Origin of the sequence: Pseudomonas sp. MWU16-30316 (genome assembly GCF_020515645.1) — a bacterium.
Classification (GTDB): domain Bacteria; phylum Pseudomonadota; class Gammaproteobacteria; order Pseudomonadales; family Pseudomonadaceae; genus Aquipseudomonas; species Aquipseudomonas cerasi.
Window position 1 is genome coordinate 130,487 of the sequence record NZ_JAIZAZ010000005.1, and the last position, 18,137, is coordinate 148,623.

The 18,137-nt window shown below is 60.5% G+C and carries 15 protein-coding genes; 13 read left to right on the forward strand and 2 right to left on the reverse strand.

The genetic code is table 11. The features are described 5' to 3' along the window. Window positions 1-267: 267 nt before the first annotated feature. From LCH65_RS17345 to LCH65_RS17375, 7 genes are read left to right on the forward strand one after another with little or no spacing between them, the layout of a single operon-like run. The gene (locus tag LCH65_RS17345) at window positions 268-1,005 is read left to right on the forward strand and encodes an FCD domain-containing protein (RefSeq protein ID WP_003401136.1); all 738 of its coding nucleotides are present in this window, start codon (window positions 268-270) and stop codon (window positions 1,003-1,005) included. Continuing rightward, window positions 1,002-2,018 carry an ABC transporter ATP-binding protein gene (locus LCH65_RS17350; protein ID WP_003370963.1) on the forward strand — a complete coding sequence of 339 codons (1,017 nt, stop codon included), beginning with the start codon at window positions 1,002-1,004 and terminating at the stop codon, window positions 2,016-2,018. The genes LCH65_RS17345 and LCH65_RS17350 overlap by 4 nt, the downstream gene beginning before the upstream one ends. After that, window positions 2,015-3,148: an oligopeptide/dipeptide ABC transporter ATP-binding protein gene (locus LCH65_RS17355; RefSeq protein WP_226439669.1), complete on the forward strand. Its 1,134-nt coding sequence runs from the start codon at window positions 2,015-2,017 to the stop codon at window positions 3,146-3,148. The genes LCH65_RS17350 and LCH65_RS17355 overlap by 4 nt, the downstream gene beginning before the upstream one ends. Then, on the forward strand, window positions 3,145-4,647 hold the full coding sequence (locus LCH65_RS17360) for an ABC transporter substrate-binding protein (protein WP_003435281.1): 1,503 nt from the start codon (window positions 3,145-3,147) through the stop codon (window positions 4,645-4,647). The genes LCH65_RS17355 and LCH65_RS17360 overlap by 4 nt, the downstream gene beginning before the upstream one ends. 28 nt (window positions 4,648-4,675) lie before the next feature. Beyond that, window positions 4,676-5,620, forward strand: a complete 945-nt coding sequence (locus tag LCH65_RS17365; RefSeq protein WP_003435284.1) for an ABC transporter permease — start codon at window positions 4,676-4,678, stop codon at window positions 5,618-5,620. Continuing rightward, a complete protein-coding gene (locus tag LCH65_RS17370; protein WP_003370958.1) occupies window positions 5,620-6,492 on the forward strand; it encodes an ABC transporter permease in 873 nt (290 codons plus the stop codon). The genes LCH65_RS17365 and LCH65_RS17370 overlap by 1 nt, the downstream gene beginning before the upstream one ends. 31 nt (window positions 6,493-6,523) lie before the next feature. Then, window positions 6,524-8,119: a gamma-glutamyltransferase family protein gene (locus LCH65_RS17375; protein WP_226439670.1), complete on the forward strand. Its 1,596-nt coding sequence runs from the start codon at window positions 6,524-6,526 to the stop codon at window positions 8,117-8,119. A gap of 95 nt (window positions 8,120-8,214) precedes the next feature. Here LCH65_RS17375 and LCH65_RS17380 read toward each other — a convergent pair whose 3' ends face one another. After that, window positions 8,215-9,609: a PepSY-associated TM helix domain-containing protein gene (locus tag LCH65_RS17380; RefSeq protein ID WP_226439671.1), complete on the reverse strand. Its 1,395-nt coding sequence runs from the start codon at window positions 9,607-9,609 to the stop codon at window positions 8,215-8,217. A gap of 108 nt (window positions 9,610-9,717) precedes the next feature. After that, entirely contained in the window at window positions 9,718-10,128 is a 411-nt protein-coding gene (locus LCH65_RS17385; protein WP_096137308.1) for a DUF2946 family protein, read from the reverse strand. Window positions 10,129-11,103: 975 nt separating this feature from the next. On the opposite strand from LCH65_RS17385, the gene arnB reads away from it, so the two are divergent. The 6 genes from arnB to arnE are packed head-to-tail and all read left to right on the forward strand — an operon-like array spanning window position 11,104 to window position 18,124. Further along, window positions 11,104-12,252, forward strand: coding sequence for a UDP-4-amino-4-deoxy-L-arabinose aminotransferase (gene arnB / locus LCH65_RS17390; RefSeq protein WP_060707812.1), 1,149 nt, complete (start codon window positions 11,104-11,106; stop codon window positions 12,250-12,252). After that, the gene (gene arnC, locus LCH65_RS17395; RefSeq protein WP_003435301.1) at window positions 12,249-13,262 is read left to right on the forward strand and encodes an undecaprenyl-phosphate 4-deoxy-4-formamido-L-arabinose transferase; all 1,014 of its coding nucleotides are present in this window, start codon (window positions 12,249-12,251) and stop codon (window positions 13,260-13,262) included. Before arnB ends, arnC begins: the two co-directional genes overlap by 4 nt. Continuing rightward, window positions 13,259-15,253, forward strand: coding sequence for a bifunctional UDP-4-amino-4-deoxy-L-arabinose formyltransferase/UDP-glucuronic acid oxidase ArnA (gene arnA, locus LCH65_RS17400; protein ID WP_065349802.1), 1,995 nt, complete (start codon window positions 13,259-13,261; stop codon window positions 15,251-15,253). The genes arnC and arnA overlap by 4 nt, the downstream gene beginning before the upstream one ends. Continuing rightward, on the forward strand, window positions 15,253-16,134 hold the full coding sequence (gene arnD / locus LCH65_RS17405; protein WP_003370941.1) for a 4-deoxy-4-formamido-L-arabinose-phosphoundecaprenol deformylase: 882 nt from the start codon (window positions 15,253-15,255) through the stop codon (window positions 16,132-16,134). The genes arnA and arnD overlap by 1 nt, the downstream gene beginning before the upstream one ends. Beyond that, entirely contained in the window at window positions 16,134-17,783 is a 1,650-nt protein-coding gene (arnT, locus tag LCH65_RS17410) for a lipid IV(A) 4-amino-4-deoxy-L-arabinosyltransferase (protein ID WP_226439672.1), read from the forward strand. Before arnD ends, arnT begins: the two co-directional genes overlap by 1 nt. Continuing rightward, on the forward strand, window positions 17,780-18,124 hold the full coding sequence (arnE, locus tag LCH65_RS17415) for a 4-amino-4-deoxy-L-arabinose-phosphoundecaprenol flippase subunit ArnE (protein WP_003370936.1): 345 nt from the start codon (window positions 17,780-17,782) through the stop codon (window positions 18,122-18,124). The genes arnT and arnE overlap by 4 nt, the downstream gene beginning before the upstream one ends. Window positions 18,125-18,137 lie beyond the last annotated feature (13 nt).

The following is an 18,137-nucleotide window of genomic DNA, read 5'->3' on the forward strand; positions in this document are numbered from 1 at the left end:
CACGCATTGATGCAGCAAATCCGTACCCGCTGAAAAATTGGTTCACTCAACGGCGAACCAATCCCCTTGCCATGCCGCGGACCAACCCGGCGGACCTTTGAACATTGGCCCGCCAGGCTTGATCCGCGATAGTGGCTGGCCATCTTGCCCGGCAAAATTGACCGAACCAATTTTCATTGGCATCGCTCTTGCACCAGCCCTTATGCCTGGAACCCCTGCCTGCGGGCAGCTCAGGGCATCTTTTTTCGGTCTGGCGCGAGTACCACGATGCAAAGGTTCGACCCTGACATCCCCATCGACAACTCTTCGAAACTGGCGCTGGACGCGTTGCGCCAGATCGTTGCCCAGCATGCGGCCTTCCCCCAGCGGGCATTGCCTACCGAGCGGGATCTGGCGGCCGATTTCGGGGTCAGCCGACGCGCAGTTCGTCGCGCCCTGTCGGTGCTGGAAGCCGAAGGCCAGGTCTGGCGCCGGCAAGGTAAAGGGACATTTGTCGGACCGACGCCACCCAGTGCCGCCATGAGCTTCGCGCGGCTTTCCGGCCGGACCAATTTCACCGAGGTCATGGAAGCGCGCCTGCACCTGGAGCCAGCGCTTGCCTCACTGGCGGCGGTACGGGCCAATGGTGAACAGATGGCGATTCTGCGCCGCCTTGCCGAGCGCACCACTCGCCAGCAGGTCGCCGAGCAGACCGATGCCGAAGGCATCGAGCTGTGGGACAGCGCCCTGCACCGTGCCATTGCCGAAGCCGCGGGTAATCGGCTGATGCTGGACATCTTCGAAATGCTCGATGCGATTCGTCTGGACCCCGCCTGGCGAGACTTGCGTCACCGGGCGCGCAATGCCGACCGCCTCGACACTTACAGCCACGATCACGACGACATTGTCAGCGCCATTGAAAGCCGCGATCCGATCAAAGCCGCCACCGCCATGCGCGGCCATTTACGTGCGCTGCAACAGGCCCTGAACACCGTCATCAACCAAGACCTGGAGGCCAGCCTATGAGCGCCACTGCCCACCTCACAGAAAACGGCGACGGCACGGTGCTCAGCATCAGCGACCTGACCGTCCGCTTTGCCGGTGCGCCCGCCAATGTTGTCGACGGCGTATCGTTTTCCGTCAAGCGCGGCAAGACCCTGGCCATCGTCGGCGAGTCCGGCTGCGGCAAGAGCGTGACCTCAATGGGCCTGATGGGCCTGTTGCCGACGACGGCCAAGGTAGACGCCAGCGACTCGCTGCTGATCGATGAAGCCTTGTTGGGCATGTCCGAAGAGCGCCTGCTGGACGTGCGCGGCAACCGCATGGCGATGATCTTCCAGGAGCCGATGACCTCCCTCAATCCGGTCTTCACCATCGGTGAGCAGATCGCTGAAAGCGTGATGCGTCATCAGGGCCTTTCAGACAAGGCTGCCCGCCAGCGGGCTCTGGACATGCTGGAAAAGGTCCGCGTGCCGGACGCTCGCCAGCGGCTGGACGCCTACCCACATGAACTCTCGGGTGGCATGCGGCAGCGGGCCATGATTGCCATGGCGCTGGCCAATGACCCGGCGCTGATCATCGCGGATGAACCGACGACTGCGCTGGACGTGACCATTCAAGCACAAATCCTCTCGCTGATCGCCAACCTGCAGACCGAGACCGGCACAGCGATGATTCTGATCACCCACGATCTGGGTGTAGTCGCCGAAGTCGCCGATGACGTCATGGTCATGTACGCCGGGCGTGTCGTGGAAAGCGGCCCGGTGAAAACCCTGTTCGACGATCCGCAGCATCCGTACACCATCGGCCTGATGGGCTCGATGCCCTCGATCGGCCCTCGTGAAGGTCGTTTGGCGACCATTAACGGCCGGGTGCCGACGCCGGCAGAAATGCCGGGCGGTTGCCGTTTCGCCGGGCGTTGCCCGTTCGTGATCCAGCGATGCCGAGACGAACGCCCGCCGCTGCTTGAGTTGTCTCCCGGACACTTCGCCGCGTGCATCCGTGCGCCTTTGGAACAGCATGTGGGAGTCAGTGCGTGAACCTTTCCAGACCAGACATCGCCGGGCGCGTCAGCCCCGACAGCAACGCGCAGAAACCCATTCTGGAAGGCATCGGCCTGAGCAAGCACTTTACCGTGCAAAGCGGCCTTTTGCAGCCGAAGAAGCCGCCGGTACAGGCTGTCAATGAGGTCAACCTGTCAGTCCGCAAGGGCGAGACGCTGGCATTGGTAGGCGAGTCCGGCTCGGGTAAATCCACCCTTGGCCGCTTGCTGCTCAACCTGCTGCAACCGACTGCGGGCGACGTGATTTACGAGGGCCGCAACCTGGCCAACCTGACGCCGGAAAAACTGCGTCAGGTATGCCGTGACTTACAGATCATCTTTCAGGACCCGTTCGCCTCGCTGAATCCACGCATGACCGTGGAATCCATCGTTGGCGAACCGATCTGGCTGCACAGCCAGGCCAGCCGTAGCGACCGTCAGGCTAAAGTCGCCGAGTTGTTGCGCACGGTAGGTCTGGCTCCGGAACACGGCGGTCGGCATCCCCATGAGTTCTCCGGTGGTCAGCGCCAGCGCATCGGCATTGCCCGCGCCCTGGCTTCCGAGCCGCGCTTGATCCTCGGTGACGAGCCGGTCTCGGCGCTGGACGTTTCAGTGCAGGCGCAAGTGGTCAACCTGCTCGAAGACCTCAAGCATCAATTCGGCCTGACCCTGGTGATTGTTGCCCATGGCCTGGCCGTGATTCGCCATATGAGCGACCGCGTGGCGGTGATGTACCTGGGTGAAATCATCGAACTGGCGCCGGTCGACGCGCTGTTCGAAAACCCTTTGCACCCTTATACCCAGGCGCTGATGGCCGCTGTGCCGGTCAGCCACCCTGACCTGCGCCAGCCGCGTCCGCTCCTCGGCGGCGATATGCCCAGCCCCAGCCGCCCGCCTTCGGGTTGCCGCTTTCATACCCGTTGCCCGCACGCCCGTGCGCTGTGCAAGGACGCTGCGCCGGTCATGGAAACAGTCGAGGCCGAACGCCAGGTCGCCTGCCACTTCTGGCGTGAAATCGCCAACGCAGGCAGCGCCACGCTGATCCTTCCGACACCCAGCGCTGCCTACACCCAGCGCCTGAATCTGTTCAAGCATCATCAATCCCTTGCAGTGGAGAGCCAGCCATGAAAATCGCACGCGTCGTGACAGGAACATTGTTATTGCTGGCCGCCAACGCTGCCTTTGCCGAATCGACGTTGCGCATCGGCATTCAGGACGATCCCGATGTGCTTGATCCGCATCGTTCGCGCACCTACTCCGGCCGCCTGGTCTACACCGCGCTGTGCGACAAACTGGTGGACGTCAACCCGGACCTGACCTACTCGCCGCAACTGGCCACCGCCTGGAACTGGAGCGAAGACGGTAAAACCCTGACCATGACGTTGCGCGAAGGCGTGACGTACCACGATGGCGAACCTTTTGATGCCGCCTCGGTGAAGTTCAACCTCGACCGCGCCCGCACCCTCCCCGACTCGCTGCGCAAAAGCGAGCTGGCCTCGGTGGACAGCGTCGAGGTGATAGACGCAAAAACCGTCGCCATCAAGCTCAAGCAGGCCGATGCCACGCTGGTTTCACAGCTGTCTGACCGCGCCGGAATGATGCTCGCGCCGAAAGCTGCGCAAGGCGAATTCGCCGCCAACCCGGTCTGCTCCGGCCCTTACAAATTCGTGCAGCGCGTGCAGCAGGATCGAATCGTGCTGGAGCGTTTTGACAAGTACTGGAATAAACAGGCTTATCACTTCGACAAAGTGGTGTTCCTGCCGATTCCGGATACATCGGTGCGCCTGGCCAACCTGCGCTCCGGCGACCTGGACATCATCGAGCGTGTTGCACCAACCGATGTGAAAACGGTCAAGGGTGACAGCAAGCTGGCGATCTACAACACACCCGGCCTGGGCTACATGCAACTGATGTTCAACATCGGCAACGGTGAAAAAGCCAACTCGCCGATGGGTAAGGACAAGCGCGTACGCAAAGCCTTTGAGCTGTCCATCGACCGCGATGCTATCAACCAGGTGGTGTTCGAGGGTCTGTACGCGCCAAGCGCTCAGCCGTTCCCGAAAAACAGCCCGTATTACGACAAGGACCTGCCGATCCCGGCTCGCGATATCGAGAAAAGCAAGGCGCTGCTGGCTCAGGCCGGTGTGAAGCTGCCATTGGCGGTGGACCTGAAAGTGGCCAACAACCCCATCGCACAGCAGGTCGGGCAGATCATTCAGGCCATGGCTGAAGAAGCAGGCTTCAAGGTCAACCTGATTGCCACTGAATACGCGACGATGCTCAGCGAACAGGCGAGCGGCAACTTCCAGATCGGCATGAGCGCCTGGTCAGGCCGCCCCGATCCGGACGGCGATATCCATCAGTTCGTGACCTGCAAAGGCGGCCAGAACGACGGTAAATACTGTAACGCCAGGCTCGACGAACTGCTCAACAAGGCGCGCACCGTGAACGACGTTGCACAACGCCAGGCGCTGTACAACGAAGCGCTGCGTTTGTTGACCGATGAAGTACCGACCGTCTACCTGTATTTCGACCCGCGAATCATTGCCATGCGTAACAACGTGACCGGTTTCGTCCCTAACCCGGACGGTCTGATTCGTCTGAACAATGTCGCGTTCAAGCCATGACTGACGGGCGCACCTGCGAGGTTCCGGTATGCTGATGTTCATCCTGCGACGCCTGCTCAGCTCGATACCGACGCTGATTCTGGTTTCGCTGTTCGTCTTCACCCTGCAGAAGCTGCTGCCGGGTGACCCGGTGCTGGCCATGGCCGGGGAAGAACGCGATCCAGCGGTCATGGAATACCTGCGCGACAAATACCGGCTCGATGACCCGATCCCGTTGCAGTACCTCAACTGGGTCGGCAACGTGCTGACCGGCGACCTGGGAACATCGCTGCGCACCGAGCAACCGGTGACCACGCTGCTGGCGTCGAAACTGCCGGTGACTATCGAACTGGCCGTGCTGGCCCTGCTGATTGCGCTGTTTATCGGCATTCCCACCGGAATCATTTCGGCGGTGCGCAAAGGCACTGCGGTGGATTACGGGGCCAACGTGGTGGCGCTGTCGGGGATTTCCATCCCGCACTTCTGGCTGGGCATTCTGCTGATCATGATCTTTGCAGTGAAACTGCAGTGGCTACCCGCCTCCGGCTTTGTGCCGATGGGTGAGGACTTCGGGCAAAACCTGAAGACCCTGATCCTGCCAGCGTTCGTACTGGGTGCCGGGCTTTCCGGGATTCTCATGCGCCACACCCGCAGCGCCATGCTGGAAGTCCTGCGTGCTGACTACGTCCGCACCGCACGGGCCAAGGGATTGTTCCCGCGCACGGTGATTCTCAAGCATGCGTTGCGCAACGCATTGATGCCGATCATCACCCTCACGACACTGCTGTTCGGTGAGTTGCTCGGCGGTGCGGTGTTGACCGAGCAGGTATTCAGCATTCCGGGGTTCGGCAAGATGATTGTCGACGCCGTATTCAACCGTGACTACGCCGTGGTGCAAGGCGTGGTGTTATGTGTCGCGATTGGCTTCCTGATGTTGAACTTGCTGGCAGACGTGCTTTATCGCCTGATCAACCCACGCCTGAGGACTGCCTGATGACCGCTATCGCCAGCCTGTCGCACAGCGCGATCCTGCCCCGCAGTCGCTCGCCTTTTCTGAAAAAATTCCTGGCCAACAAAGGCGCAGTGATTGGCGCGGCAGTGTTGTTGCTGTTTGTCCTGGCCGCCGTTCTGGCGCCCTGGATTGCGCCTCATGACCCTCTCAAAGCCAACTTCCTCGCGGTACGCAAGGCACCTTCATTGATCTACTGGATGGGCACCGACGAACTGGGGCGCGATTTATTCTCGCGTTTGCTGTATGGCGCACGCAGTTCGCTGCTGGCCGGTGGTGTTTCGGTGGCCATCGCCATGGTCATCGGCGTGCCGCTGGGCCTGCTGGCCGGGTACTTCGGTGGCAAGCTGGACATGATCATCTCGCAGGTCATGGAAGCGCTGTTGTCCTGTCCGTTCCTGGTGCTGGCCATCGCTTTGGGCGCCTTTCTCGGCCCCAGCCTGACCAACGCGATGATCGCCATCGGCCTGTCCGCGATGCCGATCTTTGCCCGCCTGACCCGCGGCCAGGTGCTGTCGATCAAACACGAGGATTACCTCGAAGGTGCCCGCGCCATCGGTCTGCCGGATCGCTGGATCATCCTGCGTTACGTGCTGCCCAACGTGATGTCGCCGCTGGTGGTACAGGCCACATTGACCATCGCCTCGGCGATTCTAGCCGAAGCCAGCCTGTCGTTTCTCGGCCTGGGCCAGCAACCGCCGTCGCCGTCCTGGGGCTCGATGCTCAATACTGCGAAAAATTTCATGGAGCAGGCGCCGTGGATGTCGATTGCGCCAGGTGTGGCGATCTACATCACGGTCCTGTGTTTCAACCTGCTGGGTGACGGCCTGCGCGATGCGCTGGACCCCAAGGGCTAAACCTTTCGTCTTCTGCCAAAGAGAAACCCTTATGTTCGATGATCTGGATTACAACCAACCGTACGCGTCGGCCCGCTCGCCGGTGATGGGCAACAATATGGTCGCCTGCTCTCAACCATTGGCCGCTCAGGCCGGGCTGGACATGCTGCGCCGTGGCGGCAATGCGGTCGACGCCGCCATCGCCGCGGCCATGGTGCTGACTGTGGTAGAGCCCACCGGCTGCGGCATCGGCAGCGATGCCTTTGCCATCGTCTGGGACGGCAGCAAGCTGCAAGGCTTGAACGCTTCCGGCCGCGCGCCACAGGCCTGGACACCGGAATACTTCGAAGGCCAGGGCCAGATGCCGCAACGCGGCTGGCCTGCGGTCAGCGTGCCGGGTGCAGTGTCGGCCTGGGTGGAGCTTTCGGCACGCTACGGCAAACTGCCCTTCGCGACCCTGGCCGAACCGGCGATCGGCTACGCCCGCGATGGCTATCAGGTCACACCGATTATCGCCGAGCTGTGGAAACGCGGCGCGCATCTGCTCAAGGACCAACCGGGCTTTGCCGAGTGTTTCATGCCGGATGGCAAGGCCCCCATGGCCGGAGAGAAAATCCGGCTCAAGGACCATGCCCGCACGCTGGAACTGATCGCGCAGACCAAAGGCGAAGCGTTCTATCGCGGCGCACTGGCGCAAACAATCATCGCCCATGCCAACGCCAATGGCAGCGTGATGAGTCTCGACGACCTGGCGACGCACACTGTGGACTGGATCGACACCCTGTCAGTGCCATACGCAGGCGCTGTGGTGCATGAACTGCCGCCCAATGGCCAGGGCATTGCCACCCTTGCCGGCCTGACCATGCTCGAAGCACTGGGCGTCGGTAAACACCCGGTGGACAGCCTCGAGACGGTTCATCCGGTGCTGGAAGCAATGAAACTGGCCCTGGCCGACCTCGACGAACATGTCGCCGACAGCGAGCACATGCGCGTGCCCTCAGCCGATTTGCTGGGCCAGGCTTACCTGACGGAACGCGCAGGGCTGATCACCGATCAGGCCGCCAATCCCGGGCACGGCTCGCCAAAACCGGGTGGCACGGTGTACCTGTCGGCAGCGGATGAAAGCGGCATGATGATCTCGTTCATCCAGTCCAACTACATGGGCTTCGGTTCGGGTGTGGTGGTACCCGGTACGGGCATCAGCATGCAGAACCGCGGCGCGGGCTTCTCGCTGGACCCGCAGCACGTCAATTACGTCGCGCCGCGCAAACGCCCGTTCCACACAATCATCCCCGGTTTTGTCATGAATGCCGACGGCACGCCGCTGATGTCCTTCGGTTTGATGGGCGGCCCGATGCAGGCGCAGGGTCACTTGCAGATGATGATGCGCATCCTGCGCTACAAACAGAACCCGCAAGCCGCTGCCGACGCACCGCGCTGGAGGATCGAATCAGGCCTGAAAGTCGCCGTGGAGCGTGCGTTTGACCCCGAGGTGGTGAAAGCACTGCGCGCCAAGGGTCACGACATCGATGTCGAAGAGCCGAGCGGCGTGTTTGCCTTCGGCGGTGCGCAGATTATCCAGCGCACCGCGCATGGATACGTGGGCGGGACCGATCCGAGGAAGGACGGAACGGTCGCAGCGTATTGAGCGACCGCGGTATCCGCTACTGACAAGCCATCGAGCAGACGGCCCTGGTCGGGAATCAGTTGCTCGATGCGCTTGGTAATCCGCGCAACTAAGGGTTACACCTTGCCGTCGACCAAGGGTCTTGCGGCTCGCCGGTAGCCCAGTAGCGCGTCCAGGACGATAAAGCCCAGCAGACTCACGCCCAATACGGGCAGGGCAAAGCCAGTCAACACTGCGACCAGGATCAACGCCCATTGCGCGCCCGGATTCAATGAGCGCCAGAGACTCAAGAGCGTTGCCTGCTGATTGCGTGGTTGAGAAAGCGTTGGACGACGTCGCCACCACATCACATAACCCATGACGACCATGGCCGCCAGGCCGCTGGCGAACACCACCAGCACCAATTGATTGGCCAGACCGAACAACACGCCCATGTGCGCATCAATGCCCCAGCGGGTCAGCTTGGCGGGCAGCGAATAGTCTGCAAACCTGACGTGATCGACCACTTCCAGTGTTTGCGGGTTGATCGACACGGCATCCACTTGCGTCGGCCAACTGCGATCTATCTCGCTGACCACCCACGCCTTGTCGCTGCTCGCGGATGGCCTGATCTCAACTTTGGCTGCATCGATATGCTCGGCACGCGCGCTGGCCAGAACGCTGTCAAACAAGGCAGGGTCCAACACGGATGCCTGTGTCGTCGGCGCCATGTGCATATGGTGCTCGGCGTGCTCGTCCATGGGCATAGACATTGGCATCGCCGCCGACTTGCCCAGTGCGGTGGCCACACTGGGCGTTGACCAGCCATAGTAGGCACGCAGTACGCCAATGTTATCGCCAGCGTACTGTGACCACGTCAAACCGGTGGCCGAGAAGAACAGCAGCCCCAGCAACAGCCATACGCCGGTGGTTGCATGCCAGCGGCGCACGTTGCCGCGTTCACGACTCTGCCGACGACGGCGAACCGTCCACAGCACCAGACCGCCGAGCGCAGCCACCCACAGCCATGAGGCGGCCAGCTCGCTGTAGATCCTGCCGACATCGCCCAGCAGAAGGCCCCGATGAAACTGATCGATCCAGGTGCGTAGGGGTAGTACGCCACTGGTACCGTAGACCTTCATGTCGCCGCGAATTTCGCCACTCACCGGGTCCACGAACAGCGCTCGATGCTCTGATGGGCCAAAGCCCGGATCGCTGAACATGACCCGAGTGGTATTCCCTTCCCGGGGTGCCGGGCGCACTGCGGCAACGCTCAGGCCTGGACCTGCCGATGCCTGCGCGCGCTGGATCTGCGCCTGCAAGCTCATGGCAGGACCACGGCTGTCTGTGTGCAGCGCACGCGCATAGAGCGAATCTTCGATCTGCGGGGTCAGCGCATAGACGATGCCACTCAAGGCCGCGACCAGCATGAACGGACCAACGAATACGCCGATGTAAAAATGGAGCCTTTTCAGAAAGGCGACAAACGCCCCGGAAGGCCGTAGCTCCGGGCTTGAACAGGATGCAGACATAAGGACTCACCAACGTATAAACGCGCCCCTCCGGAATGACCTTCCGGCAGGCTATAAGGGCAATATCGGTTGTTCGTGCGAGCGATACTCACACGTCCACGATGGGCGCTACGGGGCCTGTGGATTGAGTCGCGGGAGGGAGTACCTTGGCAGGTTGCCGAGCCAGAGGTCGGGCAACACGAAACGAGAACGGCGGATACGGGTCAGCCAGCCCAGCGCCACGAAGAAAATCATCGCCAGCGTCAGCGTGCCGGCAAACGAACAGTCTCCCGACTGCGCCTTCATGCTGCCTGACATGTCCGTCTTTTTGGACGAGCCGTCCATGTACATGTGCATCGTGTGATGCCCACCGTGCATATCCGACATCCCATGGTCTGCATGGGAGACCGATGCCACTGCAGTGTCTGCAAAGGCGGCCATCATCTGGCCATGACCGATGCTGCACGCAAGACCATTGAACAGGACAACTGCGTACAGTATCCAGGCAATGGGCGAGCAATGGGTTCGGAAGAAGTTCATGGCGGCTAATTTAACATCTCCAGCCGGAACTAGACAGAACGGGGTGTACAGATCGGCAGCCTTCGCAGGAGCGATAATCGCGGTGAAGCGGGTTATACGAGCCCGCCATGTGCTGGTGGACGCCAGGGCGCACCGCGTGGTTTCTTGCTTCGCTGCATCAAATGAACCTGGCAATTGCAGTCGAGCAGACAGTCGTTTTTAAATCCGTCGTTAAATACTTCGCCTGTACCCGCCACCTACAGGACCGTGCCAATGGACATAAGAGAACATGAAGTAAACCTTGAACACCTTGCAACAACCAGCACGCGTGCACTGAACCGTCTCGAACTTATAACGCCCCCAATCACACCTCGATGATGCCCCGTACCAACCTGGCCCTCATACACGTACTTTTCCATACCACACTGCCCGACTCTATCGCTTGGTTATATATATCACTTGATGGCGACACTGTTTTCTACACCCGAGCGAATTCCTCTCGACCCGGGTTGATCCGGACGCGCAGTCTGCTTTTCAAAAAACCGAGAAAAAAGCTGCCTCCCCCCAATGAAACCGGGCCAATAGCAACCTGTTCGATTCAGGTTCGACCCTGTTAAAAAACGCGAAACCCATTTCGCGGTCATGAAACCTTCATTAAAAAATCCTGCAACTGCAATACACTTCACCCGCTTTAACTTTCCATGATTATCATGAGCAAGCTGAACTAAAGCTGTCTGTTCATGACGGGCTCGATGAAACCTGAACACCAGATTAATAATTCTACATGGACGCATAACGACATTGTCGGCCGTTTGAGTTTCCCCCTACTCTATGCTTCGAAAGCCTGCCAGGCGATACAAAAAAGCAACGGCATCTGGACATTATTTTTACAGTTGAACGCCTAAGTTCACGGCACTCACGCACCCTGTGTTTGCGCATTCGTCGTGTGACTTTTTTATGTTCGGCCCTGCTGCGTCAATCGGAGAGTCTCTGTAGATGAGTCAAACTTTTCTTGCCTTTTCACGGCCGTCCATTGGCGATGAAGAAATTGCTGCGGTAACGCGCGTGCTGCGTTCCGGATGGATCACCACCGGCCCGGAATGTCAGAAGCTGGAGGAAGAGTTCGCCGAGCGGGTCGGCGCGCAACATGCAGTTGCACTGTCTTCGGCCACCGGAGCGATGCACATTGCGCTGCTGGCGCTGGGTGTAGGGCCTGGCGATGAAGTGATTACACCATCGCAAACCTGGGTGTCGACAGCCAACATGATCTGCCTGCTGGGGGCCACTCCGGTGTTTGTCGATGTTGACCGTGACACCCTGATGACCAGCGCCGCGCTGATAGAGCAAGCCATCACCCCCCGGACCAAAGCGATCGTGCCGGTGCATTACGCAGGCGCCGCATTCGATCTCGATCCGCTGTATGCGCTCGCCGAACGGTACGGCATCACCGTGATCGAGGATGCTGCACATGCCGTTGGCACCGGTTACCAGGGACGTCCGGTCGGCCAGCAAGGCACTGCGATCTTCTCTTTTCACGCAATCAAGAACATGACCTGTGCCGAAGGCGCGATGCTGGTCACCGACAATGCACGGCTGGCTGATCGGGTGCGTCAGCTTAAATTCCATGGTCTGGGTGTCGATGCCTACGACCGCCTGACCCTGGGTCGCAAGCCTCAGGCCGAGGTCATGGAGCCTGGCTTCAAATACAACCTGGCCGACATGAATGCGAGCATTGCGCGGGTGCAGTTGCAGCGCCTTGACGCCATCAATGCACAGCGCCAGACACTCGCCAGCCATTACCTCGATCGACTGGCCAACAGCCCCGTTCTGCCTCTCGCCCTGCCCCGGCATGCCCAGCAACATGCCTGGCACCTGTTCATTCTGCGCATCGACCCCGAGCGCTGCGGGCTGAATCGCGACGCCTTCATGAAGGCCTTGCAAGCGCAGAACATCGGCACCGGCATCCACTTCATCGCGACTCACCTGCACAGCTATTACCGCAAGCGTTTCCCGAACGTCCGTCTGCCGGACACTGAATGGAATTCATCAAGGCTGTGCTCCATCCCCCTGTTCCCCGACATGACCCTCGATGATGTCGAGCGGGTGGTCGGTGCCATTGAATCGACCGTGGAATCCAGCCATTGAAACCGTATCCCATCAAGTTCGTGTCGATCGTCATCCCGGTCTACAACGAACAACAAAGCCTGCCAGAGTTGTTGCGCCGTACTGAAGCGGCCTGCGAACAGCTCAACCACCGATTCGAAATCGTGCTGGTCGACGATGGCAGCCGCGACGACTCGACAGACATCCTCCAGCGGGCTGCCGGGCGTGCCGACAGCCCGTTCGTCGCGGTGATCCTGAATCGAAACTACGGTCAGCACGCCGCCATTATGGCCGGATTCGAGCAGTGCCAGGGCGACGTGGTCATCACCCTCGATGCCGATCTGCAGAATCCTCCCGAGGAAATCCCTCGCCTGGTGAAGCTCGCTGAACAAGGGTACGACGTAGTCGGCACGGTGCGCAGCAATCGTCAGGACTCCGCCTGGCGACGCTGGCCATCGAAACTCATCAACCTGGCCGTGCAGCGTTCCACCGGCGTGGCCATGAACGATTACGGCTGCATGCTGCGCGCATACCGACGCACGATTGTCGATGCCATGCTCGCCTGCCGGGAGCGCAGCACGTTCATTCCTATTCTGGCGAACAGCTTCGCGCGACACACCACCGAGGTGCTGGTCGACCACGCCGAACGCGAGCACGGCGACTCCAAATACAGCCCGATGCGCCTGATCAACCTCATGTTCGACCTGATCACCTGCATGACCACCACGCCCCTGCGCCTGCTCAGCATCATCGGTTTCAGCATGGCGTTGCTCGGTGTCTTGTTCGCGGCGCTGCTGATCGTTCTGCGCCTGATCTTCGGCGCGTCATGGGCCGGGGACGGCATGTTCGTCCTGTTTGCCGTGTTGTTCGTGTTCACCGGAGGGCAGTTCATCGGTATGGGACTGCTGGGTGAGTACCTGGGCCGGATGTACAGCGACGTGCGTGCGCGTCCGCGCTTCTTCATCGAGAAAGTCGTGCGCAGCTCGTCCCGAGTGGCCACCGACAGCGTTGATTCCCCTGTAACTCCCTATATGAACAAGGTCGCGCCATGAGCATTAAAGCTGTCGTTTTCGCGTATCACGATATTGGCTGTGTCGGTCTGCAAGCGTTGCTGGATGCAGGCTATGAGATTGCCGCAGTGTTCACCCATGCCGACGACCCCAGGGAAAAAACCTTTTTTGGTTCTGTGGCCCAGATGTGCGCCCGGCACGGCATTACGGTGCATGCCCCCGAGGACCCGAATCACCCGCTGTGGGTGGAGCGCATCGGCAAACTGGCCCCGGACTTCATTTTCTCCTTTTACTATCGCCAGCTCCTCGGCGATTCGTTGCTGGCCTGCGCGAAAAAGGCCGCGCTGAACCTGCACGGCTCGCTGCTCCCGCGTTATCGCGGCCGCGCGCCGGCCAACTGGGTGCTGGTCAACGGCGAAAGTGAAACCGGCGTGACCCTGCATCAGATGGTCAAACGCGCGGATGCCGGGCCGATAGTCGCCCAGCAGCGGGTTTCGATCAGTGCCACCGATACCGCCTTGACGCTGCATGGCAAATTGCGTGATGCCGCCGCTGACCTGCTTTGCGAAACACTGCCCCTGCTGGCGGCAGAAGGGCAACTGCCAGCTACGCCTCAGGATGAATCCCGTGCAACGTATTTCGGTCGGCGTACCCCGGCTGACGGTTTGATCGACTGGTCGCTGCCAGCCACCCAGCTCTACAACCTGATCCGCGCAGTCACGCAGCCCTACCCTGGCGCATTCTGCCCGGTAGGCGAGAACAAGTTGATTGTCTGGGCTGCCAATGCCGAGGCAGGCAATAACGGCGAAGCACCCGGCACGGTCATCAGCCACGACCCGTTACGTATTGCCTGTGGCGAGGGTTCGCTGGTCATCACCGCAGGGCAGCGCGGCGACAGCGGCTTGTACCTCAGTGGTGCACAACTGGCGCGCGAATTCGGGCTTGTAGCAGGCTCGCAATTGCTCGATAAGGCACAGCGCCGGTCGATCCGTCGTACCCGTGTGCTGATCCTCGGCGTCAACGGTTTCATCGGCAACCACCTGTCCGAGCGTCTGCTGCAGGATGACCGTTACGAAATCTACGGCATGGATATCGGCTCGGACGCCATCGAGCGCCTGCGCGCCAAGCCGAACTTTCATTTCATCGAAGGTGACATCAGCATCCACACCGAGTGGATCGAATACCACATCAAGAAATGCGACGTTGTGCTGCCACTGGTGGCCATCGCCACGCCGATTGAATACACGCGCAATCCACTGCGGGTTTTCGAGCTGGATTTCGAAGAGAACCTGAAGATCGTCCGCTACTGCGTGAAGTACAACAAGCGCGTGATTTTTCCGTCCACCTCCGAAGTCTATGGCATGTGCCAGGACGCAAACTTCAACGAAGACACTTCCAACCTGATCGTTGGCCCGATCAACAAGCAGCGCTGGATCTACTCGGTGTCCAAGCAGCTACTGGACCGGGTGATCTGGGCCTATGGCCAGAAAGGCCTGCAATTCACCCTGTTTCGTCCGTTCAACTGGATGGGACCGCGTCTGGACCGCCTGGATTCGGCGCGCATCGGCAGCTCGCGGGCCATCACTCAGTTGATCCTGCACCTGGTCGAAGGCACGCCCATTCGCCTGGTGGACGGCGGCGCCCAGAAGCGCTGCTTCACGGATGTCGTCGACGGCATCGAGGCGCTGGCGCGGATCATCGAAAACCGCGATGAGCGCTGTAACGGACAAATCATCAACATCGGCAACCCCGATAACGAAGCCAGCATCCGTCAGTTGGGTGAAGAGTTGCTTCGCCAGTTCGAAGCCCATCCGTTGCGCGGCCATTTTCCGCCTTTCGCGGGCTTCCGCGAAGTCGAAAGCCAGTCCTTCTATGGCAAGGGCTATCAGGACGTCAGCCACCGCACGCCGAGCATCGACAACGCTAAAAAGCTTATTGGCTGGACACCGGGTATCGAGCTGAGCGAAACCATCGGCAAAACCCTGGATTTCTTCCTGCGCGAAGCCATGGCTGAAAAAGCGGACCAGTGCTGATGCAGGCAGGCCTGAGAATCGATGTCGACACTTACCGAGGCACCCGTGAGGGCGTGCCAAGGCTGCTGGACATACTCAACGAAGCGCAGGTCAAGGCGACCTTCTTTTTCAGTGTCGGCCCCGACAACATGGGACGCCACCTGTGGCGCCTGGTAAGGCCCACGTTCTTCTGGAAGATGCTGCGTTCCAGGGCGGCGAGCCTGTATGGCTGGGATATTCTGCTGGCCGGTACCGCATGGCCGGGCAAACCGATTGGCCGGGACCTTGGCCCACTGATGCGCCGCGCGCTGGATGCAGGCCACGAAATAGGCCTGCATGCGTGGGATCACCATGGCTGGCAAGCGAATGCCGGACACTGGAGCGACCGACAGTTGACCGCCCAGATACACCGTGGGGTCGATTGCCTGAGCGACATCCTCGGCCAGCCGGTGGTGTGCTCTGCGGCAGCAGGCTGGCGCGCCGACCAGCGCGTCGTGCAGGCCAAAGAAGCGTTTGGCTTTCGTTACAACAGTGATTGCCGTGGCGTCAGTCTGTTTCGCCCGTTGCTGGCGGATGGAAGTGTCGGTACCGCTCAGGTTCCGGTGGACTTGCCGACCTTCGATGAAGTCGTCGGTCCGCACCTGCAGCCGGATGCGTTCAACGACTACATTCTCGGCCGTTTTGCCGCACGCAGACTCAATGTCTACACCCTCCACGCCGAAGTGGAAGGAATCATCATGGCCGACGGTTTCAGGCAGCTGTTAAAGCGCGCCAATACCCAGGGCATCCACTTCGCACCGTTGGGCGATCTGCTGCCAGGTGCCATTGAACGGCTGCCTTCCGGGCATATCGTTCGCGGTCACCTGCCCGGCCGCGATGGCTGGCTGGGGGTGCAGCAGTGATGCACGTCAGGCACCGTCATCTTGCGCTGCTGTTATTGGCGTTCGTGCTGGCTTATCTGCTACCCCTGGGCTTTCACGGCCTGTGGATTCCCGATGAAACCCGCTATGCGCAGATCAGCCAGGAAATGCTCCACAGTGGCAACTGGGTCGTCCCGCACTTCATGGGATTGCGTTACTTCGAAAAACCGGTTGCCGGTTACTGGCTGATAGCACTGGGGCAGCAGGTTTTTGGCGAAAACCTGTTCGGCGTGCGCATTGTGTCGGCACTGGCCAGCGGCTTGAGCGTGCTGTTGGCCTATTTGCTGGCCGGCAAGATCTGGAACGACCCGCGCAAGCAGTTCGCCAGCGCCTTGCTGTTCATGAGCTTCGGCTTTGTCGCGGGCCAGGCCGGTTACGCCAATCTCGATCCGCAATTCAGCTTCTGGACCAACGTGACACTGCTGGCATTCTGGTACGCCGTGCACAGCGTCGGTCGAGCGCGTCTGGCGGCATGGGCGGTAGTCGGCGTGGCCTGCGGGATGGGGTTCATGACCAAGGGCTTTCTCGCCTGGGCACTGCCCGTCATCATCACCCTGCCTTATATGCTGTGGCAGCGGCGCCTGGCCGAGCTGCTCAGATTCGGCCCGCTCGCGGTACTGATTGCCGTCGCCGTCTGCCTGCCGTGGGCGCTGGCGATCCACCAGCAAGCGCCCGACTACTGGCGTTACTTCTTCTGGCACGAGCATATTCACCGCTTTGCCGGGGACAATGCGCAGCATGCCCAGCCCTGGTGGTTCTATGTGCCCCTGCTCGTGGCGGCCTGTTTGCCGTGGGCACTGCTGCTGCCGGTAACACTGAAGCAGGCATGGCAACAAAAAAGCCGCCCTGACATTGCCTTTTTGCTGCTGTGGCTGCTGCTGCCGCTGGCGTTTTTGAGCCTGAGCAAAGGCAAACTGCCGACCTACATACTGCCGTGCCTGCTGCCGTTGGCACTGCTGATGGCCAATGCTCTGGTCGACCGCCTTGATAAAGGTCACAGCACTGCGTTGCGCACGAATGGATTAGTCAACGCGACCGTCAGCTTTGTCGGGCTTGTGGCGTTGATCTACCTGCAACTCAAGCAGCCCGTCTACGAAAACGAACCGATGCATCTGTCACTGGCGGTCATCGTGCTTCTCGGATGGACATTTGCCAACGCGCTGCAAGGCTTGCGTCCACTGACGTTCTGGACCATGCCGGCGCTGGGCAGTTGGCTGCTGATCGCATTGCTACCCGCTGCGCTGCCAAACGATGTGATCAATAACAAGACTCCCGACCCGTTCGTGGTCAGGCACCAGGTCGAACTGGCGGACTGCACGCATCTGCTGAGCAACGATCTGGGCGCGGCCTCGGCACTGGCGTGGCGCCTGAAACGGCCTGATGTTGCGCTGTTCAACACCTGGGGCGAGCTGGAATACGGGCTGGGCTATCCCGATGTGCAGGGTCGCGAAGTCCGCCTGCAGGACATCGATGCCTGGATGAAGAACGCCCGCAGCCAAGGCCGGGTCGGCGTCATCATGCGCGGCAAGAGCGATGAGGAACTGAAAGAGCTCGAAAGTCTTCCCAAGGATGGTCAGCGCTATGACGAAGGCAACCTGGCCATCCTCATTTACGAGAAATCGGCATCGTGACCTGGCTGATGCTCGCGTGTGCATGCCTGCTGACCTGTCTGGGCCAGATCGCGCAGAAGTACGCAGTACAAGACTGGCGTGGCGCATTTCCCGGCGCGTTTACAGCGCTGCGTTCGATATGGCTGTGGCTGGCGGTGGCCTGCCTTGGAGCGGGCCTGCTTATATGGCTGCTGGTGTTGCAACGCCTGGACGTTGGCATCGCCTATCCGATGCTGGGTCTTAATTTCGTGCTGATCACGCTGGCAGGTCGCTATCTGTTCGATGAGCCGGTTGACGCACAGCACTGGCTGGGTATTGCGCTGATTCTTGTCGGGGTATTTCAGCTGGGGCGTCAGGCGTGACGCGCTGCCGGGC